This window comes from Chelativorans salis, assembly GCF_025336525.1.
Lineage (GTDB): Bacteria > Pseudomonadota > Alphaproteobacteria > Rhizobiales > Rhizobiaceae > Chelativorans > Chelativorans salis.
On sequence record NZ_JAOCZP010000002.1, the window covers coordinates 80,272 to 103,026 of the forward strand.

The 22,755-nt window shown below is 63.3% G+C and carries 19 protein-coding genes and 1 pseudogene; 17 read left to right on the forward strand and 3 right to left on the reverse strand.

What is annotated here, in order from left to right; all coding sequences use genetic code 11:
* The first annotated feature begins 60 nt into the window (after positions 1 to 60).
* From N5A92_RS06215 to N5A92_RS06280, 14 genes are all read left to right on the forward strand, one after another.
* Entirely contained in the window at positions 61 to 2,043 is a 1,983-nt protein-coding gene (locus N5A92_RS06215) for a TRAP transporter permease (RefSeq protein WP_260901114.1), read from the forward strand.
* Positions 2,044 to 2,109: 66 nt separating this feature from the next.
* Complete coding sequence (locus N5A92_RS06220; protein ID WP_260901116.1) at positions 2,110 to 2,808, forward strand: fumarylacetoacetate hydrolase family protein; 699 nt, start codon at positions 2,110 to 2,112, stop codon at positions 2,806 to 2,808.
* A gap of 2 nt (positions 2,809 to 2,810) precedes the next feature.
* Positions 2,811 to 3,458: a maleylacetoacetate isomerase gene (gene maiA, locus N5A92_RS06225; RefSeq protein ID WP_260901117.1), complete on the forward strand. Its 648-nt coding sequence runs from the start codon at positions 2,811 to 2,813 to the stop codon at positions 3,456 to 3,458.
* Between the two features lie 30 nt (positions 3,459 to 3,488).
* Positions 3,489 to 4,592 carry a cupin domain-containing protein gene (locus N5A92_RS06230; RefSeq protein WP_260901118.1) on the forward strand — a complete coding sequence of 368 codons (1,104 nt, stop codon included), beginning with the start codon at positions 3,489 to 3,491 and terminating at the stop codon, positions 4,590 to 4,592.
* Entirely contained in the window at positions 4,589 to 5,380 is a 792-nt protein-coding gene (locus N5A92_RS06235; RefSeq protein WP_260901119.1) for a maleylpyruvate isomerase N-terminal domain-containing protein, read from the forward strand. The genes N5A92_RS06230 and N5A92_RS06235 overlap by 4 nt, the downstream gene beginning before the upstream one ends.
* A gap of 367 nt (positions 5,381 to 5,747) precedes the next feature.
* On the forward strand, positions 5,748 to 6,755 hold the full coding sequence (locus N5A92_RS06240; RefSeq protein WP_425248542.1) for a substrate-binding domain-containing protein: 1,008 nt from the start codon (positions 5,748 to 5,750) through the stop codon (positions 6,753 to 6,755).
* A 114-nt stretch (positions 6,756 to 6,869) separates the two neighbouring features.
* Positions 6,870 to 8,390, forward strand: coding sequence for a sugar ABC transporter ATP-binding protein (locus N5A92_RS06245; RefSeq protein WP_260901120.1), 1,521 nt, complete (start codon positions 6,870 to 6,872; stop codon positions 8,388 to 8,390).
* A 14-nt stretch (positions 8,391 to 8,404) separates the two neighbouring features.
* Positions 8,405 to 9,409 (forward strand): ABC transporter permease, encoded by a 1,005-nt coding sequence (locus N5A92_RS06250; protein ID WP_260901121.1) that lies wholly within the window; start codon positions 8,405 to 8,407, stop codon positions 9,407 to 9,409.
* Between the two features lie 30 nt (positions 9,410 to 9,439).
* A complete protein-coding gene (locus N5A92_RS06255; protein WP_260901122.1) occupies positions 9,440 to 10,417 on the forward strand; it encodes a sugar-binding transcriptional regulator in 978 nt (325 codons plus the stop codon).
* Positions 10,407 to 11,402 carry an aldo/keto reductase gene (locus N5A92_RS06260; RefSeq protein WP_260901123.1) on the forward strand — a complete coding sequence of 332 codons (996 nt, stop codon included), beginning with the start codon at positions 10,407 to 10,409 and terminating at the stop codon, positions 11,400 to 11,402. The genes N5A92_RS06255 and N5A92_RS06260 overlap by 11 nt, the downstream gene beginning before the upstream one ends.
* Positions 11,403 to 11,462: 60 nt before the next feature.
* Complete coding sequence (locus N5A92_RS06265; protein ID WP_260901124.1) at positions 11,463 to 13,193, forward strand: glycerol-3-phosphate dehydrogenase/oxidase; 1,731 nt, start codon at positions 11,463 to 11,465, stop codon at positions 13,191 to 13,193.
* A complete protein-coding gene (locus N5A92_RS06270; RefSeq protein WP_260901125.1) occupies positions 13,184 to 14,026 on the forward strand; it encodes a class I fructose-bisphosphate aldolase in 843 nt (280 codons plus the stop codon). The genes N5A92_RS06265 and N5A92_RS06270 overlap by 10 nt, the downstream gene beginning before the upstream one ends.
* The gene (locus tag N5A92_RS06275) at positions 14,019 to 15,539 is read left to right on the forward strand and encodes an FGGY-family carbohydrate kinase (RefSeq protein WP_260901126.1); all 1,521 of its coding nucleotides are present in this window, start codon (positions 14,019 to 14,021) and stop codon (positions 15,537 to 15,539) included. Before N5A92_RS06270 ends, N5A92_RS06275 begins: the two co-directional genes overlap by 8 nt.
* A gap of 45 nt (positions 15,540 to 15,584) precedes the next feature.
* Positions 15,585 to 17,231, forward strand: coding sequence for a GMC family oxidoreductase (locus tag N5A92_RS06280; RefSeq protein ID WP_260901127.1), 1,647 nt, complete (start codon positions 15,585 to 15,587; stop codon positions 17,229 to 17,231).
* Between the two features lie 613 nt (positions 17,232 to 17,844).
* Here N5A92_RS06280 and N5A92_RS06285 read toward each other — a convergent pair.
* Positions 17,845 to 19,590, reverse strand: coding sequence for a sensor domain-containing protein (locus N5A92_RS06285; RefSeq protein WP_260902285.1), 1,746 nt, complete (start codon positions 19,588 to 19,590; stop codon positions 17,845 to 17,847).
* Here N5A92_RS06285 and N5A92_RS06290 point away from each other — a divergent pair.
* The gene (locus N5A92_RS06290) at positions 19,568 to 19,693 is read left to right on the forward strand and encodes a hypothetical protein (protein ID WP_260902359.1); all 126 of its coding nucleotides are present in this window, start codon (positions 19,568 to 19,570) and stop codon (positions 19,691 to 19,693) included. The genes N5A92_RS06285 and N5A92_RS06290 overlap by 23 nt on opposite strands.
* A 110-nt stretch (positions 19,694 to 19,803) precedes the next feature.
* On the opposite strand, the pseudogene N5A92_RS27255 reads toward N5A92_RS06290, so the two are convergent.
* Positions 19,804 to 20,256, reverse strand: a pseudogene (locus N5A92_RS27255) (MHYT domain-containing protein); the annotation flags it as partial.
* Positions 20,257 to 20,666: 410 nt separating this feature from the next.
* On the opposite strand from N5A92_RS27255, the gene N5A92_RS06300 reads away from it, so the two are divergent.
* On the forward strand, positions 20,667 to 21,755 hold the full coding sequence (locus N5A92_RS06300) for a type 1 periplasmic-binding domain-containing protein (protein WP_260901128.1): 1,089 nt from the start codon (positions 20,667 to 20,669) through the stop codon (positions 21,753 to 21,755).
* Positions 21,756 to 21,869: 114 nt separating this feature from the next.
* On the opposite strand, the gene N5A92_RS06305 is transcribed toward N5A92_RS06300, so the two are convergent.
* Positions 21,870 to 22,088, reverse strand: coding sequence for a hypothetical protein (locus N5A92_RS06305; protein WP_260901130.1), 219 nt, complete (start codon positions 22,086 to 22,088; stop codon positions 21,870 to 21,872).
* A gap of 201 nt (positions 22,089 to 22,289) precedes the next feature.
* Between N5A92_RS06305 and N5A92_RS06310 the strand changes: the two genes are divergently transcribed.
* The gene (locus N5A92_RS06310) at positions 22,290 to 22,754 is read left to right on the forward strand and encodes a tetratricopeptide repeat protein (protein WP_260901131.1); all 465 of its coding nucleotides are present in this window, start codon (positions 22,290 to 22,292) and stop codon (positions 22,752 to 22,754) included.
* Position 22,755 lies beyond the last annotated feature (1 nt).

The following is a 22,755-nucleotide window of genomic DNA, read 5'->3' on the forward strand; positions in this document are numbered from 1 at the left end:
GAGGCCTCATGCGGGGCGGTGCGGAGCCGCCCCTGCCAACCCAAACGGGAAGGGCACCGAGTGACCGACAAGATCATGCAAAACGCTGCCGGCTCCGCAATTGTTGAAGATGTGGGCGGTCCGGCATGGGTCCGGCACCTGATCCATGCGCTTGCCGGCACACTCACGCTGGTAGCCGTGGCACAGGCCGCCGATCTGCCGTCCCGGCTCGGCTACTCCTATTACACAGAGCAGTTCCTGGCGGTGATCCTGGGATTGAGCCTTGGGCTCGTGTTCCTGACCCGCCGGGCAAGGAGCACCGACAAGGCCGTTGCGCCTCCAATCGCAGACCTGGTTCTCGCCGCGCTCGGCCTCGGCCTCTCTTTCTATGTTGCCTGGGCGTATCCAAGCCTGCTGGCCAATGCCATGCTGTTGCCGTGGAATGCGCTCGTCGCCGGCGGTCTTCTGTTCCTCCTGGTGCTCGAGGGGCTGCGCCGGACGGTTGGAATGACGCTCGTTATCGTCGTGCTGGCGATCGTGCTCTACGGGCTCGTCGGCCATCTCGTGCCGGGGGTACTGCAAACCCGCGAGGTCCAGCTTCCGCGCCTGGCCGTCTATCTCGCTTTCGATCCGAACGGCCTTTTCGGGGTAACGCTCAACGTCGCGGCCACAGTTGTCGTCGCCTTTGTTCTGTTCGGGCAACTCCTGCTGCGCTCAGGCGGTGCCGATTTCTTCAACGACATCGCGCTCGCCACCATGGGCCACAGGCGCGGTGGCTCGGCGAAGATCTCTATCGTCGCCTCGGCTCTTTTCGGCTCGATATCCGGCGTGGTGGTGTCGAATATCGTTGCGACCGGCGTGGTCACGATCCGGCTGATGATCAATTCCGGTTTCCGCCGCGCCACGGCGGCGGCAATCGAAGCGGTCGCCTCGACCGGCGGGCAGATCGCGCCGCCGGTCATGGGCGCTGTGGCCTTCCTGATGGCTGATATCCTGCAGAAGCCATACTCGGAGATTGTCGTGGCGGCGATCGTGCCGGCGCTGCTCTATTATGTCGCGCTTTATGTGCAGGCTGACCTGCAGGCGGCAAAGCATGGCATAAAGCCGGTGGAGGGGGAGGATATCCCTCCGGTGGGCCGCGTCGTGACCCGCGGGTGGGTTTTCGCCTTGCCCTTCGCGGCGATCGTCGCGGCGCTGTTCTGGTTCAACCAGCGGGCGGAGACCGCGGCGCTTTGGGGCGGCGGTGCGGCCCTCCTGATCGGGCTTTTCATGGGCTACGGTAAGAGCCGCATGTCTCTGCGCGATCTCTGGAACGCAGCCGTTGAGAGCGGCCGGTCGATTATCGACATCATCATGATCGCTGCCGCAGCCGGTTTCATCATCGGCGTGCTGAATGTGACGGGCCTTGGGTTCGCCGTGACATTCGCCCTGGTCGATCTGGGGCAGGGCAGTCTGCTGCTTCTCCTGCTGATCTCGGCGGCGGTTTGCCTCGTGCTCGGCATGGGCATGCCGACGGTGGGCGTCTACCTGCTGCTTGCAGTGCTCGTCGCGCCCTCGCTGATCGAAACCGGCGTGGAGCCGATCGCCGCGCACCTCTTCATCTTCTATCTCGGAATGATGTCCATGGTGACGCCGCCCATCGGCATCGGCGCCTTCTTCGCGGCGTCCATCGCCAAGGCGCCGCCGATGGCTACCGCGTTCGAGGCGATGCGCTTCGGGTGGACTGCCTATATCATTCCCTTCCTCTTCGTCTTCTCGCCCTCTCTTCTTTTGATCGGCGAGCCGGTCGACATCGTCCTGGCAGTTGTGACGGCGATCCTGGGGGTCTACGCGATCTCCAGCGCCTTTATCGGCTGGCTTCATGGCCCGGCCGGTCCGGTGCGGCGCGTGCTGACGGGGCTCGCGGGTGCGGCGCTGCTCCTGCCGCCCGGAATCATCGGGGCCGCAACCCTCTGGTTCAATGCGGCGGGCATGGCAGCTCTGATCGTGCTCTGGCTGCTGGGGCGTGAGCGGACCGAAGCAGAATCACTCTCTGTGGGGGCGGAGAACACAACCCGGATATGAAGCATCTTGTGCACGGCGCATTCGATATGGGCCATGCAAGCTGAACCAAGGAACAAGGAAACAATAATGTCCTACGTCTTTTCTCCCGTACCGACCGCGAGTGTGGCTGTCGCCGGAAGCCCGGACAGATTTCCGGTGCGGCGCATCTTCTGCGTCGGGAGGAACTATGCGGCCCATGCTCGCGAGATGGGCAAGGATCCGGACCGCGAAGCGCCGTTCTTCTTCAGCAAACCGGCGGATGCCGTCGTGGATTCTGGCGAAACCGTCGCCTACCCACCGCAGACGGAAAATTTTCACTACGAGGCGGAACTGATCGTCGCGATCGGCACGGGCGGGCGCAATATCTCCGAAGCGGCGGCTTTGAGCCACGTCTGGGGTTACGCTATCGGCAACGATCTCACCCGGCGGGATCTGCAGCTTCAGGCGCGGGACAAGGGGCGCCCTTGGGATTTCGGCAAGGCGTTCGACCGCTCCGCTGTGATCGGCCCGGTTCATCCCGTGGCGGCGGTCGGGCACCCGGACAAGGGCTCGATCCGGCTCACCGTGAATGGGGAGACGAAGCAGAACGGGGATCTCGCCGAGCTTATCTGGTCGGTGCCCGAGATCATATCGATCCTTTCGCATTCCATCACGCTCGCGCCGGGCGACCTGATCATGACCGGCACGCCGGCAGGCGTCGGACCGCTGCTGCCGGGCGATACTTGCGTCGTCAGCATCGAAGGGTTGGGCGAAATCAGCACTCGGATCGGCCCCAGGGAAGAATAATAATGAGCCTGACGCTGCATAATTTCTTCCGGTCCTCTACCTCTACGCGGCTGCGCGCGGCGCTGAACCTCAAGGGCCTGGACTACACATACATGCCCTATGTCCTGCGGCGGGGGGACACGCGCAAGCCGGAGTACCTGGCGATGAATCCGGCCGGCCTCGTGCCCGCGCTCGAGCGCGCCGACGGTACCGTCATGACGCAGTCGCTGGCGATTATCGAGTGGCTGGAGGAAACCCATCCCGAGCCTGCGCTGTTGCCGTCCGATCCCGATGGTCGGGCGCGGGTGAGGGCGCTCGCGATGATGATCGCCTGCGAAGTCCATCCGCTCAACAATCTCCGGGTGCTCGGCTATCTCGCCAATCGTTTTGGCGCAGACGAGGCAGCGCAGAAGGAATGGTTCACCCACTGGGTGCAGACCACCTTCGACGCCTTGGAGACGACGCTGTCGTTGGACGTGCGGACCGGAACATTCTGCCACGGCGACCAGTCCGGGCTCGCGGACCTTTGCCTTTACGCGCAGGTCTGGAACAACCGCCGGTTCGATATCGACACCTCGGCATGGCCGACGATCGGCCGCATTTTCGAGCGGCTGGACGCAATTCCCGCTTTCAAGAATGCGGCGCCGCCTAACCAGCCGGACGCGGCCTGAGGATTCACCTCGTCACCAGGAGGACATACTATGTTCGACGAGAAAGAAGACGCTCCCGCCCATGCCATGCAGCCGGAAGACACCCCGGAGCTGCGCGCGCTCTACAAGGGCTTCGAGGAACAGCATCTCCTGCCGCTGTGGACTCAACTGGGTGACCTGATGCCCGTTCATCCGAAGCCGCGGGCGGTGCCGTATGTCTGGAAATGGGCTGAATTGCTACCGCTTGCGCAACGCTCCGGCGAACTCGTCCCGGTCGGGCGGGGCGGCGAGCGGCGAGCCCTCGGGCTTGCCAATCCAGGGCTTGGCGGGCATGCCTATGTCAGTCCTACGCTGTGGGCGGCGATCCAGTATCTGGGCCCCAAGGAGACTGCGCCCGAACATCGCCATTCGCAGAACGCCTTCCGCTTTGTGGTCGAGGGGGAGGGGGTCTGGACCGTGGTCAACGGCGATCCGGTGCGTATGAGCCGTGGCGATCTGCTGCTGACTCCCGGCTGGCATTTCCACGGCCATCACAACGACACCGACAAGCCCATGGCCTGGATTGACGGGCTCGACATCCCCTTCGCACAGCAGAACGATGTCGGTTTCTTCGAGTTCGGATCGGACCGCGTGACCGACTATGCGACGCCTCGCTTTTCACGCGGCGAGCGGCTCTGGTGCCATCCGGGGCTGCGCCCACTGTCGGGGCTTCGGGATACGGTCAGTTCCCCCATCGGCGCCTATCGGTGGGAGCATACAGACCGGGCGCTGACCGAACAGCTCCTGCTGGAAGAAGAGGGGCAGCCCGCGACGGTCGAGCAGGGCCACGCCGCCATTCGATACGTCAATCCCACAACGGGCGGCGACGTGATGCCGACGATCCGCTGCGAGTTCCATCGCCTGCGCGCGGGTACCGAAACGCCGACGCGGCGGGAGGTGGGCTCGACTGTCTTCCAGGTTTTCGAGGGTCGTGGCGGAGTTGTTATTGACGGCGTGACACACAAGCTCGACATCGGCGATATGTTCGTGATCCCGTCCTGGGTGCCGTGGTCCCTGCAGGCGGAGACGCAGTTCGATCTCTTCCGCTTCTCCGATGCACCGATCATAGAACGCCTGAACTTCGCCCGCACCCATGTCGACAGAGGGGAGCCGTGAGCACGGCGCAAGAGGCGGCACGCGCCGCCTTGCGCCAGCGCCAGGGCCCGGGCGCTCGTTATGACGCGCCCGCTGCGCCCGCTCGTTCTCTCGACTGGGCGCGGCGTGGCACGGCCTATTTCGCGCGCCTGCTCAATGACCTGTCGGATGCCGACCTCGATGCGCCCTCGGCGCTGCCCGGATTGTCGCGGCGTCACATCATCGCTCACATCGGCTATCAAGCGCGCACCTTGAGCGAGATCGTCGCCTGGGCGCGGACGGGGCAGGCCGGACCATTTCCACGGGTGGTGCAGGTGGCGGAAAGCGATATCGCGCTCGGCGTCACACTGCCCACACGCGCCCTGCGCTATCTGTTCGATCATTCGGAAGTGCACCTCAATGTCGAATGGCGCGATCTGACCGATGCCGACTGGGACGCTTGCGTTGTGGAGGACGCAGAGGGCCGGCGGATCGCGCTGCGCGAAACGCCGGAAACCCGTGCCCGTGCGCTCTGGCTCCATGCGGTGGACCTGAATGCGACCGGGCGCTTTACCGATATGCCACCGGCATTCATTGATGCGCTGATCCGGCATTATGCAACGGCATATTCCGGCAAGGTCGATCTCGTTCTATCTCCGTCAGACCGGCAGCAGGAGGTTGTGATCGGCAATGCGACCGACATCACGGTGACAGGACGAGCGGCGGATATCGGCCGGTGGCTCTCAGGCCGGGGTGCCCGCGGCTTGCAGGTCCGTGGAGGACCGCTACCCGAAGGAATATCACCGGTCCCCGGCCTCATCGGCCTTTGAGACGCGCGCATCAAGGTTAAAGCTCGCCTGCCGCTTCGCTGCTGGGGATCGATCCCGTTACCCCCGCGCTTAGAGGATACGGCGCACCTCATCGGTCAGAATCCGGCTGATGCGTAGCTCGGGCTGGCTTTTCCGAACTTGTGAAGCCCGGATGGGCAGGACTGGAGCATCAATCCGACACTCCAGCATTCTATCGTTGCGTGCAAGAAATTTCATTCCATGAAAAAGTATGCAGGTCCGTTGACATGCTGCCAGATCTGCCATACGAACCTGGTACGCAATGAAATTCACTAACTGAAATTTCTTGCAAAGGCGATGGAGCGCTGTCAGCCTCCATCGCGAGGAACGGTTCGAAGCGGAGGAGACAATGAGAAAGATTGGACTTGCCGGGGCCTTGGCCGCGGCGACAATGGCGGTCGCGCCTGCATCGGCAGGCGAGAGCAAGTTTCAGTGCGAGCCAGGCGAGACGTATATCATGAACGTGATGGTCTCGGCTCATCCCTACTGGGTTCCGGTGTATCAGGGCTTCAAGCAGGCCGCCGAGGCGATGGGCTGCGAGACGGTCTTCTCCGGCACGCCCGACTACGACATCACCAAGCAGATCGCTTCGTTCGAGCAGGATCTGGTGAAGCAGCCGGCGGGCATCCTGCTCCATCCCATGCAGTCGGACCCGTTCATCGAGCCGATCGACCGCGCCATCGAGAGCGGCGTCGAGGTCGTCACCTTTGCGGCGGATTCGCCCAATTCCAAGCGCACGGGCTACATCACCTCGGACAACCTTGCCGAGGCCAAGTTCGCGGCTGAGGAGATCGTGAAGCAGATCGGCGACAGCGGCGAGTATGCCGTGCTGGAGAATCCCGGTCAGAGCAACCACGATCTGCGTGTCACGGCGCTGATCTCCTACATGGAGGAGAACTACCCGAATATGAAGCTGGTCGGACGGCAGGCGACCAACCAGGACAGCAACGCAGCCTACCGCGCGACCGCTTCCATCCTCCAGGCCAACCCCAATCTGGGCGCGCTATGGATTCCGGAAGCCGGCTCGGCGGAGGGCGCTGTCGCGGCCGTGCTGGAAGCTGAGGCGGATGTGCTGATCATGCATGCGGATATCACGCCGACGACGCTCGAGCACATCAAGGCCGGCAACATCCACATGGCGCTCAACCCCAACCAGGGCATGCAGGGCTTCATGGGTTTCGTCGCCACCTTCATGGCGGCGCATCCAGACATGTTCGATCCGTTCAACGACTACAAGGTCTCGGGCTACAACCCGATGCAGATCCCTTTCGTCGACAACGGCTTCGCGGTCATCACAAAGGAGAACGCCGCCTCCTTCGACCTGAACACGTACATGGAAGGGCGGGACCCGAGCTAGGGCCCGGGAGCAACGCTCTAGAAGAGTTGTTGCCCGCGCCGCGCCGAGCGGGGCGGCGCGGGCAGCCCGAAGCCGGCACGTTCCATCCCGACGCCAACCAAGCGGCAGTTAGCTATGGAAGATGACCTGATCCTCAGGATCGCCAATCTGAGCAAGTCGTTCGGCCCCATCCGCGCGCTTCGCGGTGTCGACTTCGAACTGCGCAAGGGCGAGATCCATGCGATCGCCGGCGAGAACGGCGCCGGTAAGTCGACGCTGATGAATGTCATCGACGGCATCCTGCAGCCCGACAGCGGCGAGATCTTCATCGACGGCCGCCCGGTCACAATCGCGTCTCCGGCCGTGGCGCAGAACCTCGGGATCGGCTTCGTCCACCAGGAAATCGCGCTTTGTCCCGATGTCACCATCGCCGAGAACATTTTCATGGCGGCGACGAACACCAGCCGCTCTATGCTGATGGACTATGCGGGCCTGGAGCGCAAAGCCGGAGAGGTTCTCCGGCGGCTGGGCGACATCGACCCGTCCGCGCTCGTGCGCACGCTTTCGATTTCCCAGCAGCAGCTTGTCGAGATCGCCAAGGCGCTGACCCTGGATTGCCGGGTTCTCATCTTGGATGAGCCGACGGCGGCACTGACCGAAAGAGAAGCGCAGATTCTCTTCGATATCATGCACAAGCTCGCGCAGCAGGGTATATCGATCATCTATATCTCGCATCGCATGGCGGAGATCTTCGATCACTGTGATCGCGTCTCCGTCTTCCGCGACGGCCAGTACATCACCACCCGGAACGTCGCGGAAACGACGCCGGGCGAGATCGTCAATGCGATGGTCGGTCGGGTGATCGACAACCTCTACCCGGACAAGCAGAGCGACGAGGAGAAGTCCGAGGAAATCATACTTGACGTCCGAAGCCTCACCGAGCGTGGCCGCTTCACGGACATCTCCTTCCAGCTTCGCAAGGGAGAGATACTGGGTCTCGCTGGACTTATCGGCGCTGGGCGAAGCGAAATCGTCAAGGGTATCTGCAGGCTAGGGGGTGAGGTGACGGGCGAAGTCTCGCTCAGGGGGCGACAGCTCGAACTCACACATTACAAGGACAGTATCGCCGAGGGCATCGTCTACCTCTCCGAGGATCGGAAGGGAGACGGCCTTTTCCTCGACATGTCCATTGCGTCGAATGTCTCCGCGCTTTCGGTGCGGCAGGTCGCGTCTTTCCTGGGCATCATTGATGACCGCAAGGAGGTCGCGCTGGCGGAGCGGCTGGGCAGCAAATTGAATCTGAAGTGCGGCCATGTCGGCCAGCCCGCATCTGCGTTGTCCGGCGGCAACCAACAGAAAGTGGCGATTGCTAAGATGCTGTCGGTCAATCCCCGCGTGATTTTCCTCGACGAGCCGACGCGCGGGGTGGACGTGGGCGCGAAGGCCGAGATTCATCGCATCCTGCGCGACCTTGCGCGCAGTGGGGTTGGCATCATCGTCATCTCGTCTGAACTGCCGGAGCTGATCGGCGTCTGCGACCGCGTCCTGGTGGTGCGCGAGGGCCGCATCAGCGGCGAGGTGGCTGGAGAGGATATGACCGAGGAGAAGATCATGTATCTGGCCTCGGTCACGGAAGAACGGCCGCAGGCGGTATGAGTGTGGAGGAGAAAATGGCGATGACAATCACGCCGGCGGAAGGGAAGCGGCAGCCTGCGGGAGGCCTGGTCGATCTGCTGAAGCGGCTGCTTCGCATGCGCGAGACGGGTCTGATCCTGATCATTCTGACCCTGTTCGTCCTCATGTCCTTTGCTTCGCCGTACTTCCTGACATGGGTCAACATGCGGGCGATGGCGATGGCATTCGCCGTGGAAGGCATCGTCGTCGTCGGTATGACCATCCTGCTGATTTCGGGCGGAATAGACCTGTCGGTCGGCTCGGTGACGGCGCTCGCCATGGTGATTGCCGGCCTGCTATTCCTGAGCGGCGTCGATCCGTGGACCGCATCGGCCATTTCCATAGCCGCCTGCACGGGTATCGGTGCCATGATGGGCTTCTTCGTCACCCGCGTCGGTCTGCATCACTTCATCGTATCGCTGGCCGTCATGGTGATCGCGCGCGGCGCCTGCCTGCTGGGCACCGGTGGCCGGCCGCTCGGGCTCTTCACGCTGCCGCCCGAGTTCAAGTTCATAGGACAGGGCTCGATCGGCGTGATCCCGGTCGTCATCCTGATCTTCCTGACCGTCGTCGTCTCCTTCGACTTCATGCTTCGGCGCACCACCATGTTCCGGAAGGTCTTCTACACCGGCAGCAACGAGAAGGCCGCCGCCTATTCCGGCATCCGCACCAAGAAGGTCGTGTTCCTGACCACGACCCTCTGCTCGGCGCTCTGTGGTGTCGCGGGCATCATCTACATGGCGCGCTTCGGTTCCGCTCAGCCGACATTCGGCATCGGCATGGAGCTGAACGTCATCGCGGCGGCTGTGATCGGAGGGGCAAGCCTGTCGGGCGGATCGGGCACGATCTTCGGCGCTATCCTCGGTACGATCCTGCTTTCAGTTGTCTCCAGTTCGCTCGCGCTTCTCGATGTCTCCGTCTACTGGCAGGACATCATTCGCGGCTCGATCCTGCTCGCGGCGGTCTCGATCGACCACTACCTCAACAAGCGGCGCGGGTAACTGCTCGACCACATCCAATCGGTGAACGCCATGGCAGAAAAAGAAGATTTCGAAGCGATCCGGCAGATCTACACGGTGCTCGTCCTTCACTTCATCGACGGCATGAAGCAGTCCGACATCGGCACCGCGCTCAACCTCTCGCCGTCGAAGGTGAGCCGGCTGATCACGCAGGGCCGCAAGCTCGGGATGGTCAAGATCGCCGTCGAGAGCCCCTTCCAGCATCTGGTCGATCTCGAGAGGGATCTGGTGGAGGCGACGGGGCTGGGCAGCGCGGTCGTGACGCCGAGCGTCACCGGCAGCCCCGACACGACGCTGCAGCAGGTGGGCCGCGCGGCGGCCAACCAGTTGCTGGAGACCCTGCGGGACGGGGATGTGATCGCGATCACCGGCGGCAAGGCGGTCAGCGCCGTGGTGGAGAACCTGGAGCCAGAGCGCTCATTCGACGTGACGGTGGTGCCGCTGACCGGCGGCGTGCAGGGCAAGTACTACACGGACGTCAATCATCTCGCCACGCGCCTTGCCGAACAGCTCGGCGGATCCACGATGCTCGTTCACGCGCCGCTCTTTGCCGAAAGTCGGGAACAGCGTGACATGCTGATGGAGATGGGATCGATCAAGGAGGTCTTCGATCTCGCCCGCAAGGCGGCCGTTGCGCTGGTTGGCGTCGGCTCCATCCTGACGCCGGGCTCCAGCTATTACGATCTCCATCCGGGTACCAACCCGGATCGCGACCTGCTCGTCAGGAGCGGCGTGGTCGGCGAATTCCTGGCACATCTGATCCGGGAAGACGGTGCGATTGCAGACTACCCGCTCAATTCGCGCCTCGTCGCGCTGGAGCCGCGTGAGCTCGCGCAGTGCCGGCGCACGATCGGCGTTGCGGCCGGGGCCGAAAAGGTCCTGCCCATCCGGGCGGTGCTCAACGGGCGCCTCCTGGATTCACTGGTCATCGATGAACAGACCGCTTCAGCGGTCTTGGAAACCAAAGGAAATGCACAGCATGTCGCATGAGATTCTGACACGCAACATAGGCTCCTCCGGCATCCAGGCTTCCGCCGTCGGCCTCGGCACGTGGGCCATCGGCGGCTGGATGTGGGGCGGCACCGACGAGAACCAGTCGGTCGCGGCCATCCAGGCATCCATCGACGAGGGCATCAGCCTGATCGACACCGCGCCCGCCTATGGTCAGGGCCTGTCGGAGGAGATCGTCGGCAAGGCGATCAAGGGCCGTCGCGACCGCGTGGTCCTGGCCACGAAGTGCGGCCTCGTCTGGCACACCGCCAAGGGCAATCACTTCTTCGACTACGAGGGAAGACCCGTCCACCGCTATCTCGGCCGGGATTCGATCGTCTACGAGGTCGAGCAGAGCCTGAAGCGCCTCGGCACCGACTATATCGACCACTACATCACCCATTGGCAGGACCCGACCACGCCCATCGAAGAGACGAAGGAGGCGCTCGAGAAGCTGAAGGCACAGGGGAAGATCAGGTCGATCGGGGCCAGCAACGTCTCGCCGCAGGACCTCAAAGCCTATGTCGTCCCCGGCGGGCTCGATGCCGTGCAGGAAGAGTACAGCATGGTCAAGCGTGACATCGAGACGACGCTGTTGCCCATCTGCGCCCGGCACGATGTGTCGACGCTCAGCTACTCGTCCCTGGCGCTGGGCCTGCTGTCAGGCAAGATAGGGGCCGACCGCGTCTTCGAGGGCGACGACCAGCGCAAGGACAGTCCCCGGTTCTCGATCGCCAACCGCGAAAAGGTCGCACGCCTGATGCGCGAGATCGCGCCCATCGCCGATGTCCATGGCGCCAGCAATGCGCAGATCGTCATCGCCTGGACGATCCAGCAACCCGGCATCACCTTCGCACTTTGCGGCGCCCGCAGTCCGGACCAGGCGAGGGAGAACGCCAAGGCCGGGCGCATTCGTCTCTCGCCGGAAGAGATTAAGACCATCAGCAAGGCAGCCACGAAACATCTGACCGCCCTCGACGCCTGACTTTCCGACCCGGAACCAATTTCGCGACACCGTCCTCCGTGGGCGGTGAACGGTGGACCTATGCCTGAACAACGTGACGACAATCTTGACCAAATTCGCCGTAACGGCGCGTTCGACGTCGTCGTCGTCGGCGGCGGTATCAATGGCATCGGGGTCTTTCGCGAGCTGACGCTGCAGGGGCTCAGGGTTCTCCTCGTCGAGCGGCGCGATTTCTGTTCGGGCTGCAGTGCCGCCCCCTCGCGCATGATCCATGGCGGGCTGCGCTATCTTGAAAACGGTGAGTTCGACCTCGTCCGTGAGTCACTGCGCGAACGCGATGCGCTGCTCGTCAACGCGCCGCACATGGTGCGGCCGCTGGCGACGACGATCCCGATTGCCTCCGTCTTTTCCGGGCTGCTGAACAGTGCGGCGGGGTTTCTGGGTTTCACCAGCAGGCCGGCAAGCCGCGGCGCATTGCCGATCAAGGTCGGGCTCTCCCTCTATGATTGGACCACGCGCAGACGCCGCCTGCTGCCGCGGCATCGCTTCCGCGGAGCGCGCGAGACCATGAGGCGCTGGCCCCGGCTGACGCGCCGTCTGCGCTACTCCGCCACCTACTATGATGCATGGATCAGCTATCCCGAGCGGCTCGGCGTGGAGCTGCTGCTCGACACCGCGCATCTTGCCTCAAGCAGCATTGCCCTGAACTACGCGGAAATCTCGGCGGACGGTGCGGGATACACCGTCAGGGACGGCGCAACGGGCGAGTGTCTTCCCGTGAGTGCCAGCGCCGTCGTGAACGCAACCGGCGCGTGGCTCGACGAGGCCGTGACGCAACTCGCCGCGCCGGAGTTGAAGACGGAGCCCTTCGTTTCGGGAACCAAGGGCTCGCATCTCATCCTCGACTGCGCGGCGCTCCATGAGGCGTTGGGCGGCCACATGCTGTTCTTCGAGAACGCGGACGGGCGTGTGTGCATCGTGTTTCCCTATCTCGGCAAGGTCCTGGCCGGATCCACTGACATCCGGGTTGAGGCGGCTGGTCGGGTGCACTGCGAGCCGGAGGAGCGGGACTACATCCTCGACGCCCTGCGGCTGGTCTTTCCGGATATCGCCATTTCAGCCGAGCAGATCGTGTTCAGCTACAGCGGCATCCGCCCGCTGCCCAAGAGCGACCACGAGTTCACCGGCCGCATCTCGCGGGGGCACTTTGCTCACCGGCTCGACGGCCCGGTCCCTCAATTCTGCATGGTCGGCGGCAAATGGACGACCTTCCGCGCCTTCGCGGAGCAGACGGCCGATGCGGTGCTTGCCGAACTGGGCCGCCAACGGGTGCGGGACACGCTGGAGCTTGCTATTGGCGGTGGGGTCGGCTTTCCGGACGATGCTCGCGACCTTGAGCGTGACCTGTCCGCAGGCCACGGGATCAGCCGCGAACGCGCCGCCCACCTCGTAGATGCCTACGGCACGCGCGCCAAGGAGGTTCTGAACTTCTGTCTGGGCCGGGACGACGACAAGCCGCTCGACCAAGCCTGTCTGGTCACGGCAGCAGAGATCGTGTTTCTCATCAGGCATGAATTCGTCGCCGGACTGGGTGACATATTGCTGCGGCGCACGTCCCTGGCGATCCGGGGCGAGGTCTCGACGTCCCTGATCCGGCGCGTCGCCGAAATCGCCGCGGCTGAGCTCGGCTGGAGCGAAGCCCGCGCCAGGCGCGAAGCCGAAGCCTTCATCGACGAACTCGGCCAATATCACGGCGTCTCGAAGGAAATGCTCGAACAACGCACCAGGAACAGGAGACTTGCATGCGCATAAGCACGAAAGCCCGCATGAACAGGATGTTCACCAATGGCGGCTGCCTCGACGTGGCGATCGATCATGGCGTCTGCAACGAGCCGAGCTTCATGGTCGGCCTCGAAGACATGACCGGCGTGGTCGACACGCTCATTGGCGCCAAGCCGGACGCCATCCAGATGGCCTACGGACAGGCCGACCTCCTGCAAAGCCGCCCCGAGAAGGACAAGCCGGCGCTCGTGATGCGCATCGACATGGGCAATCCCTACAATGCGCAGCGACATCGCGTGATGTGGTCTATGCTGCAGAACCATGAGGAGCCCATCATCGGCGCGCTGGAAATGGATGCGGCCTGCGTCGTCGTCAATCTGTTCATGCTTCCGGACGAGCCGGAGCTGTTCCGCCAGTGCGTGGAGAACATTGCCCGCGTGCGCGCCGCCTGCCACAAATACGGAATGCCCCTGATGATCGAACCGCTGGTGATGCTGCCCAACGAAATGCGCGGCGGCTATCAGGTGGACGGCAACGCCGAGAGGATCGTCACTCTGGTGCGGCTCGCCTCCGAGATGGGCGCCGACATCATCAAGGCCGACCCGACGGAGAATGCCGAGGATTTCCACCGCGTGGTGGAAGCCGCCCGTGTGCCGGTGCTGGTGCGTGGCGGCGGCAAGGAAGACCTGAAGACGGTCCTGATTAAATCGGCCGCGCTCATGAAGCAGGGGGCGAACGGCATGGTCTACGGCCGCAACATCTACCAGCACGAAAACCCCAAGGCGGTCGTGAACGCGCTGATGGCAATGATCCATCAGGGCGCGGACGGCGAAGAAGCGTGGGAGATCTATAACCGTGGTTGAAGACAAGCGATATCTCCTGGGCCTCGACGCCGGCAACACGGTCATCAAGGCGGTTCTATTCGACCTCGAAGGCCGCCAACTGGCCATGTACGCGCTCGACGGCCAGTCCAGTACGCCGCATCCGGGCCACGTCGAGCGCGACCTCGATGAACTCTGGGCCAATGCCCGGGAAGCGATCGGCGCTTGCATCGAAAGGGCCGGGATCGATCCGCGCCACATTGCGGGGATCGGCTGCGCCGGACATGGCAACGGTCTCTATCTGCTGGACAAAGCGGATCGGCCGTTGGCTGGCATCCAGTCACTCGACACCCGCGCTGCACCGCTGGCAGCCTCTCTTGCCGCCGCGAACGGTGACGCCCTTCATGCGATCTGCCTGCAGAAACCGTGGCCCTCGCAGACGCCAACGCTGCTCGCCTGGGTGAAGGCGAACGCACACGACATCTATGCCCGTGCCGGCAGCCTCATGCTGTGCAAGGATTTCATCACCTTCCGCCTCACCGGCGAGCGCGTCAGCGAGATATCGGACATGTCGGGTTGCGGCCTCCTGCGCATGCCGGAGTGCGTCTACGACGACGATCTCCTGTCGCTCTACGGGCTGGAGGACGCCAAGTCTCTCCTGCCGCGCCTGATCGATCCGGCGGAAGTTGCCGGCACGGTCTCGGCCAAAGCTGCCGCCGAAACAGGTCTGGCCGAGGGCACGCCGGTCATCGGTGGCTATTTCGACGTGGTGGCGAGCGCAATGGGCGCGGGGGCCGTCTCCAGCGGCGAAGCCTCCATCATCGCCGGAACCTGGTCGATCAACCAGGTGTTCTCGGACAAGCCGGTGGTCGACCCGAACGTCTTCATGGTTGCAGGCTTCAGCCCCGGCCGCTTCGTCAACGTCGAGTCGAGCGCCACGTCCGCCGCCAATCTCGAATGGTATGTGCGCGAATTCGTCGAGCGCGGCGGGCATCACGACGACCCCTTCGGCCAATGCAACGCGCTGGTCGGCTCGGTCACTTCGGCGGCCGACGATCCGCTCTTTCATCCCTTTCTCTACGGGTCAGGCCAAGGCGCGGATTTCCGGGCCGGCTTCTACGGCGTTGCCGGCTGGCACGGCGAGGGGCATCTGCTGCGCGCGCTCTTCGAAGGCGTCATGTTCGAGCATCGCCGCCACATCGAGGTTCTCGCCAGCGCCGGCGTGGCGTTCGACAGGGCGGTGATGTCGGGCGGCGGTTCGCGCAGTCCGTACTGGCCGCAAATCTTCGCCGACGGTCTGGGCGTGCCGATCACGGTTGCCGAGGCGCGCGAGACGGGCGCATTGGGCGCGGCGATCGGGGCAGGCGTCGGTGCGGGGCTCTTCGCAGACTATGAAACCGGCATAGCGGCGATGGCGAGGCCCGGTGCAGAATTTGCGCCCGACCTCGCCATGAGGCACCACTACGACCGCCGCTACCGCATCTACAGTGGTCTCGCGGAGACCCTAAAGGAGTTCTGGGCCACACTCCCAAACGACACGATGGAGGAGCAGTGAACACATGAGTCACAAATCCTCAATCGGCTCCGGAGTCTGAATGTCATGTTACTACAGCCTCGTCGTCTCGATGGACGATACGACTACATCATCATCGGAGCGGGCACGGCGGGCTGCGTCCTTGCCAATCGCCTGACCGAGGATCCGGGTACGAACGTCCTTCTGCTCGAGGCCGGCGGCAGCGACAACTATCGCTGGGTTCACATCCCGGTCGGCTATCTCTACTGCATCGGCAACCCCAGAACCGACTGGATGATGAAGACTGCGGCCGAGCCGGGACTGAACAGCCGTTCGCTCGTCTATCCGCGCGGCAAGGTGCTGGGCGGATGCAGCTCGATCAACGGCATGATCTACATGCGTGGCCAGGCATCCGACTACGACCGTTGGCGGCAGATGGGGAACGCCGGCTGGGGTTGGGACGACGTCTTGCCTTACTTCCTGAAATCGGAAGACCATCATGCCGGGGCGGGCCCGATGCACGGCGCCCGCGGTGAATGGAAAGTCTCGAAACAACGGCTGTCGTGGGACATCCTGCATGCCGTCCAGGAAGGCGCCAGGGAGTTCGGCATCCTGCCGCGTGCCGATTTCAACGACGGCGACAATGAAGGCTCCGGCTTCTTCGAGGTCAACCAGAAGGCGGGCGTGCGCTGGAACACCGCCAAGGGCTTCCTGCGCCCGGCAATGAAGCGGCCCAATCTGCGTGTCGTCACCCATGCCCAGACCGACGGCTTCATCATCGAGGGCAGGACGGTGACCGGCGTGCGCTTCCGCTGGAAAGGCAGGCTCCACGAGGCGAAGGCCGACGCGGAGGTGTTGCTTGCGGCGGGCAGCATCAACTCGCCCAAGATCCTAGAGCATTCGGGGATCGGCCGGCCGGACCTGCTGCGCAACCTGGGGATCGAAATGGTCCATGAGAGCCCGGGCGTGGGAGAAAATCTGCAGGACCATCTGCAGATCCGCACGGTGTTTCGCGTCTCGGGCGCAAAAACCCTCAACACCATGCTGGGCAGCCCGTTGGGCAAGGCGCGCGTCGCCCTGCAATATGCGCTGAGCAGAACGGGGCCGATGTCGATGGCGCCCAGCCAGTTCGGCATGTTCACCAAGTCGGACCCGGCCATGGCGACGCCCGATCTGGAATATCACGTTCAGCCGCTGTCCACCGACAGGCTGGGCGATCCGCTGCATCCCTTCCCGGCGATCACCGTTTCGGTCTGCAATCTGCGACCAGAGAGCGTTGGCAGTGTGCATGTGCGCGACACCGACCCAGACAAGCAGCCGGATATCCGGCTGAACTACCTTTCAGCCGAAAGCGACAAGCGTGTGGCCGTGCAGTCGGTCCGGCAGGCAAGGCGGATCATGACTGCACGAGCACTTGCGTCCTACAGGCCGCAGGAAATCCTGCCGGGGCCAGCGAACGAGTCGGACGAGGACCTGCTTGCTAGGGTTGGCGACATCGCGACGACGATTTTCCATCCGGTGGGCACCTGCAAGATGGGGCAGGACAGCTCCGCCGTCGTCGGCGCCGACCTTCGCGTCCACGGCGTCGACCGCCTGCGTGTGATCGACGCGTCGATCATGCCCGTGATCGTCTCCGGCAATACGGCTTCGCCCGTGGTGATGATCGCCGAGAAGGCCGCTGACATGATCCGACGACCACCGATAGCGTCCCGGACGGCAGGCCCCGCCTCATAGATGCGTCGAGCTTTCTGGCATTGCCGCTTTCGCACTGAAGAACGCTTTCCGCAAGCGCCCAACATCACCTCTCTTTTGCGGGTGATGTTCGTCGGCTGGCTTCAGGGGCGGCTCGAGCGGGCGCGGACGTTCGCCGGTCCGGCTATGGTCGACAGTCTCGTGCAGGCTTCGCCCGTGCCCGCCTTCGCCCTGGGCGAGGACAAGCGGATCATCGTCTACAACCAGCCCTTCCTGAACTTCATGTGCGCACGCCTTCCCATTGGCACGGAAGGGACCACGGCGCGCAATCTTCGTCTTTCACTCGACGTGCAGATCGGCGAGCTGACAAGGCTCTCACAGAGAACAAGAATCGGCCGGTTGCTACAGGTTTCTTGCTTGCCGTCGACGACCGGCGCATCCGCGGCCGGCTCAATCTCGTATTGGCGCCGAACATGGAGCAGACGGTCGTGATCGGCTATGTGCTGCTGTGAAGATCAGCGGCATACTGCGCCCTCTTCTCTTCGCTCCACTCTTCGGAAACGCGGTGCTGACCGCGGAACCATCGCATCGCTATTTCACCGCCGCAAGGATCGACCGCCCGCCTTGTGAACCTCGAGGTGCGGTGCTGGGGGAGTTAGGCGGCGCCTTGCCTCAAGAGATGCAACTCATGCTTTTGATGAGTGGCTGCGATGCCAGTCTGGCTCGTGTACTGCTCAAATTCGGCGATCGGAGCTGGATGAGCGAGAAAATAACCTTGCATGGCGTCGCAGCCCTCCTGCCGTAAGAAGCTCAGTTCACCTTCCGTTTCTACACCTTCCGCCAGCACCGGCAGCCGCAGGCCACGCGCAAGCCCGAAAACCGCACGCATTATGGCTGCTGCTTCCTCGTTGGTATGCACGGACCGAATGAAGGATCGGTCCACCTTGATCTTATCGAAGGGGAAGGCGCGCAGGTTGGTGAGCGACGAATAGCCGGTCCCGAAGTCATCCATCGCTATACGCACGCCGAGAGCTTTCAGCTTGCCCAATGCCTCTAGCGCACGCCCGACATCCTTGATGAGTGTCGACTCTGTGATCTCCAACTCAAGTCGAGATGGCTCAAGGCCGGTTTCTCGCAATATCTCATCGACCAGTTCCGGCAGATTGCCGCTGTGAAGCTGCATGACAGAGACGTTGACGGCGATCGCCAGCGGCCTTTCCCAGCGCACAGCTTCGGCGCAGGCGGTACGCAATACCCATTCGCCGATCTGTAGAATCGCACCGCATTCCTCCGCCATCGGAATGAATTCCGCTGGGGGAATATGACCCCTGGTGGCGTGATTCCAGCGAAGCAGCGCCTCGAATCCGAATACCTGACTTGACTGCAGATCCGCCTGTGGCTGATAGGCCACGCTGAGTTCATCGCGCATGATCGCATGGCGAATGTCATGCTCGAGCTGACGACGGTTGCGCAGGCAGGCGCCCATGGACGGTTCGAAGAAGCGAAACACACCTCGGCCGTCCGACTTGGCTTCGTAAAGGGCGGCATCCGCATAGTTGAGGAGCGTTTTGCCGTCCGCGGCGTCGTTCGGAAAAACCGCAATGCCGATACTGGTCGCGACCGTGGCGCCTGACGGCAGGCCCTCGCCATCACCATCGAACGCGTCCAGAATAGCTTCGGCGGTAAGCGCCGCGTACTCGGGGCTTGGGAGCCCGGGAGCAATCAAGGCGAACTCGTCGCCGCCCAGACGCGCAACCATCTGGCCGGGCCGGAGGACACCTTTGATTTTTCCGGCCACGAATTGGAGCACGGCATCGCCGGTCAGGTGACCGAAGAGATCGTTGATTTCCTTGAAGCGGTCGAGATCGAGAAGCAGCACCGCTACGCATTTGCCGGTGCCGCGATTGGACGCAAGTTCGTCCTCCAGCTTCTTGTTGAAACTGGTGCGGTTCGGCAAGGCCGTTAGAGGATCATGGTGAGCAAGGAAATAAATTTCCTCCTCGGCCCTTTTCCGCTCGCGAATGTCTCGAACCGCGAGGACCTGATGCGGCTTCCCGGAATAGATGATGTCGTGCCGAATGAGTTCCACCGGGATCGAATTGCCGTCCGTGACACGAAGCGGCGCCTCCAGAGGTGCGTGTATCGTGCTGGACAGTTTATCGAGGGTGAAGGTGGGAAAGAAGGCCTCGAGCGACTTTCCGACCGTCTCCGAGCCATCGGGGCAGGCGAGCGACGTGAAGCTGTGGTTGGCCTCCACGATTTGCATGTTGTCGCAGACGACGAGCCCCTCGACGGCGGCGTTAGCAAGCTCGCGCATGCGCGCCGCTTCGCCGGAGCTGCGGCGGTCCCGCAGGTCCAGCGCAAGGCCGGCGGCCGTCATGACGATGATGCCGATCGACACGATTGCGATCCCGACCGCCATCCAGCCTGCCGGCAGCGCCAGTTTCGAGACAGCGACGCTCGGGTCGGGGACGATAGCGGCCGCGGCCATGGCGGTGAAATGATGGCTGCAGATGGCGACCGTCAGCAAAGCCGCGCCGATCACCTTCCATTTGATCGTGCTGGCGCGAAGGGCCAGTGCGAGGGCGAGGGCGCCGAAGCCGCCTCCCAGCGCGATAGAGGCGGCAACCAGCGGCGCATCCCAGATGATTCGTCCCGCAATCTCGAAGGCGGCCATACCGGAATAATGCATGACGGCGATGCCGCCGCCGACGACCGCGCCCCCGATCCAGCGTCCATGCCGCAGGCGAGGTGAAATGGCCAAGGATAGTCCAACCCCCGTCAGCACGACTGCCGCAATGAGGGAGAGAACGGTGAGAATGACATTGTAGCCGCTTGGCACGGCGGGCTGGAAAGCCAGCATCGCGATGAAGTGCGTCGCCCAAATGCCGAAGCCAGTGGCAATTGCCGCGACCGCTAGCCAGATTCGACGCATCGTCGACGAGCTGTTGCCGGCGTGGTGCAGGAGATTGATGGCCGTGAACGATGCCAGAAGGCAAACAAACGCGGCCAGCAGAACCAGACGCAGATCGTGCTGCGTCGCGATGCAGCTGTAGACCTTCAGCATAGACTATCCATTGATAACTGCCGCCCCCATATAATCCCTAGAGAACGTTCGATTCGAAGCCATAAGGAAACGTTACATGGAACCGATGCAGACATTGCTCTGCTCCAGGAGCGCGACCCTTGGCTTCCGCCGCACTCACGGATCTGGACACGCGTGAAGAGGCGGGCTCTTTTACCTGGCCCTTCATACTGGAAGCAGTTGTGCCGTGCCATTAAGCTTGGTGGACTAGGTCAACCGGAAATGTGGCCGGGAGAGTTCTCCTGGTACGGCGGTCATACGCACCGCTGACCTCTTGGCGATTGCGGTATTTACCATACCTCGCGAGTGGCCGAGCCGAACATGTCTGTGCGGCTGGCTTTCATGAGGACGATAGGGTGACGCCGGCTGTACGACGCTTGTGCGGATTGCTTGTGGCGGTGCTCACATGCATGGTCGCTGCGGGCTGCCAATCCTCCACGGATGCGCTTGGCGTCGGCAGCGGGGAGGCCGCGCGGGGCCCATCGGTGGAGACCGTCGGCGACGGCTCCGCGGTGATCGCCTTGTTGCTGCCGCGCTCGGCAAAGGATGCCGCCGACTATCGCGACGGGGCGGCGCTGGCGGTGGAGGATCTTGGCGGGGAGCGGATCAGCCTGACCATCTATGACACGGGCCGTGCCGGAGAGGCAGCGGCTGCCCGTGCGGCGGAGGCCGCCTCGCAAGGGGCACGGCTCGTCATCGGGCCGGTCTCCGCTACGGAGGCCGAGGCGGTGGCCGCGATTTCTCCGGACAAACGGCCTCCGGTGCTGTCGCTGGCGACGAATGCTGTGCCGGCCGCGCCGGATCTCTTCACCTTCGCCTCGGACGAAGTGGACAGTGCGCTGGATGTGGCCGCCTATGCGGCGGCCACGGGAGAAAAGAACATCCTCGCGGTCGTGCCGCCGCGTCCGCCTGCACGGTCTCTGGAGCGGCTGAGGAAGGGCATCGGTCAGCGGGGCGGCGCGCTTGTCGATGTGGTGGAGTATGCCGGCGGCAGGATTGAGGTTTCAAAGTCCGATATCGGAAAGGCCGATGCGGTGCTCATCCTCGCCGACGCTGCGCCGGCGGCTGCCGTTGCCGCCCTGCGCGCCACGGGCGGGCTTGCGCTGGATGCCCTGACCCTGGGCACCTCCGCCTGGACCAGGGAAGACCATGCCGCACCCGTGCTGGACGAGGCGCTGCTTGCCCTTCCGGACCAAGCGAGCCTGAAGCTCGTCGCCGACCGTTTCCGGGAGGCCCATCGGCGGCCGCTGTCGATGCAGGCGGCCTATGCCTACGACGCAACGGCGATCGCTGCCGGCATCGTGCGCGCGAAGGGCGCGGAGGCGCTTTCGGCGGCCACTCTGCGGGCCGATCCCGGGTTCCGAGGTGCAACCGGCACCTTCCGCTTCAATGCGGATGGATCCGTGGAGAGACTTTTTTCGATCTACCGCCTCTCCGGCGGCAAGCCGATACTGCAGGATCCCGCGCCCGAAAGCTTCTGAGGATCCTTTCCTGTGATAGCAATCGAGGCTGGGAGGGCAGGGCGTCTTGCGGTGAAGGGCATCTCCCGCAGCAGAAGTGTTCCGGACATATCCGGCCGTCTGTCCGCGCCGGCGTCAATCCGTGCGCACCGCTGACACACGCTCGAGGCATGGCTCGGGGATGGCGGGCCAGATGGCTTCCTCGCATGCGCGCCTCTGCTCGGTCTCGGCGCGGATCACCGGAGCGGCCTCGATCCTCTGCTGCAGTGCGCCGATTTCCCTTGCCAGGAGAGAGGCTTGCATCGCAAGCACGATGAGAACCGGAATCTGCAGGCCGAGGAAGATGTTCTTCATGATTTCCTCTTGCGCGCGGAGGCTTCACATTATTGCTTATCGGTAACACTCGTTTCAGGATTTTCGGGGATTATCAGAAAACCCCTTGGCTTCGATAATGATACGCCTGTATTGTGCCTGAATTGGGGGAACTAAAAAAGTGAGTGCCAGTTGCGCCATCTTTGCCGGAGTCTAGCTGTCCTTCTTCTAGGTAGCGCGTTTTTGGCTGCGTGCCAGTCCACCGATCTAGCGGATATGTCCTCGTTCGGCGACAGTGCCGCATCCATAAAGGACCTTCCGGACGTCTCCTACTATAAGAATGATGAACTGCTTGCCCAGGGCAATGTGCAGTTCAAGGAGAAGAACTACGGCAAGGCCTACGCACTGTACAAGCGCGCGGTGGAAGTCTTCCCGAACGACCCGGCGGCGTGGTTGGGTTTTGCTGCCTCGGCAGACCAGCTCGGCCGGTTCGACACGGCGGACACGGCCTACCGCAAGCTTGCCCCGATGATCGGGAACCGGCCGGAATACTACAACAATGTCGGCTACTCCTATCTTCTGCGCGGCAATCTTTTGCAGGCGCGGCGTAATTTCCTGAAGGCCTACGAGCTGGACCCCACAAACATCACGACGGCGAACAATCTCGAGCTTCTGTCGAATAGCGCGTCCCTCGCCCAGCGGGGCTGAT

Excerpts from the sequence above, each read along its gene's own strand:
- N5A92_RS06220 (WP_260901116.1), top strand. The coding sequence starts at position 2,110 with ATGTCCTACGTCTTTTCTCCCGTACCGACCGCGAGTGTGGCTGTCGCC.
- maiA (WP_260901117.1), top strand. The coding sequence starts at position 2,811 with ATGAGCCTGACGCTGCATAATTTCTTCCGGTCCTCTACCTCTACGCGG.
- N5A92_RS06230 (WP_260901118.1), top strand. The coding sequence starts at position 3,489 with ATGTTCGACGAGAAAGAAGACGCTCCCGCCCATGCCATGCAGCCGGAA.
- N5A92_RS06240 (WP_425248542.1), top strand. The coding sequence starts at position 5,748 with ATGAGAAAGATTGGACTTGCCGGGGCCTTGGCCGCGGCGACAATGGCG.
- N5A92_RS06245 (WP_260901120.1), top strand. The coding sequence starts at position 6,870 with ATGGAAGATGACCTGATCCTCAGGATCGCCAATCTGAGCAAGTCGTTC.
- N5A92_RS06250 (WP_260901121.1), top strand. The coding sequence starts at position 8,405 with ATGGCGATGACAATCACGCCGGCGGAAGGGAAGCGGCAGCCTGCGGGA.
- N5A92_RS06255 (WP_260901122.1), top strand. The coding sequence starts at position 9,440 with ATGGCAGAAAAAGAAGATTTCGAAGCGATCCGGCAGATCTACACGGTG.
- N5A92_RS06260 (WP_260901123.1), top strand. The coding sequence starts at position 10,407 with ATGTCGCATGAGATTCTGACACGCAACATAGGCTCCTCCGGCATCCAG.
- N5A92_RS06265 (WP_260901124.1), top strand. The coding sequence starts at position 11,463 with ATGCCTGAACAACGTGACGACAATCTTGACCAAATTCGCCGTAACGGC.
- N5A92_RS06270 (WP_260901125.1), top strand. The coding sequence starts at position 13,184 with ATGCGCATAAGCACGAAAGCCCGCATGAACAGGATGTTCACCAATGGC.
- N5A92_RS06280 (WP_260901127.1), top strand. The coding sequence starts at position 15,585 with ATGTTACTACAGCCTCGTCGTCTCGATGGACGATACGACTACATCATC.
- N5A92_RS06290 (WP_260902359.1), top strand. The coding sequence starts at position 19,568 with ATGACGATGATGCCGATCGACACGATTGCGATCCCGACCGCCATCCAG.
- N5A92_RS06305 (WP_260901130.1), bottom strand. The coding sequence starts at position 22,088 with ATGAAGAACATCTTCCTCGGCCTGCAGATTCCGGTTCTCATCGTGCTT.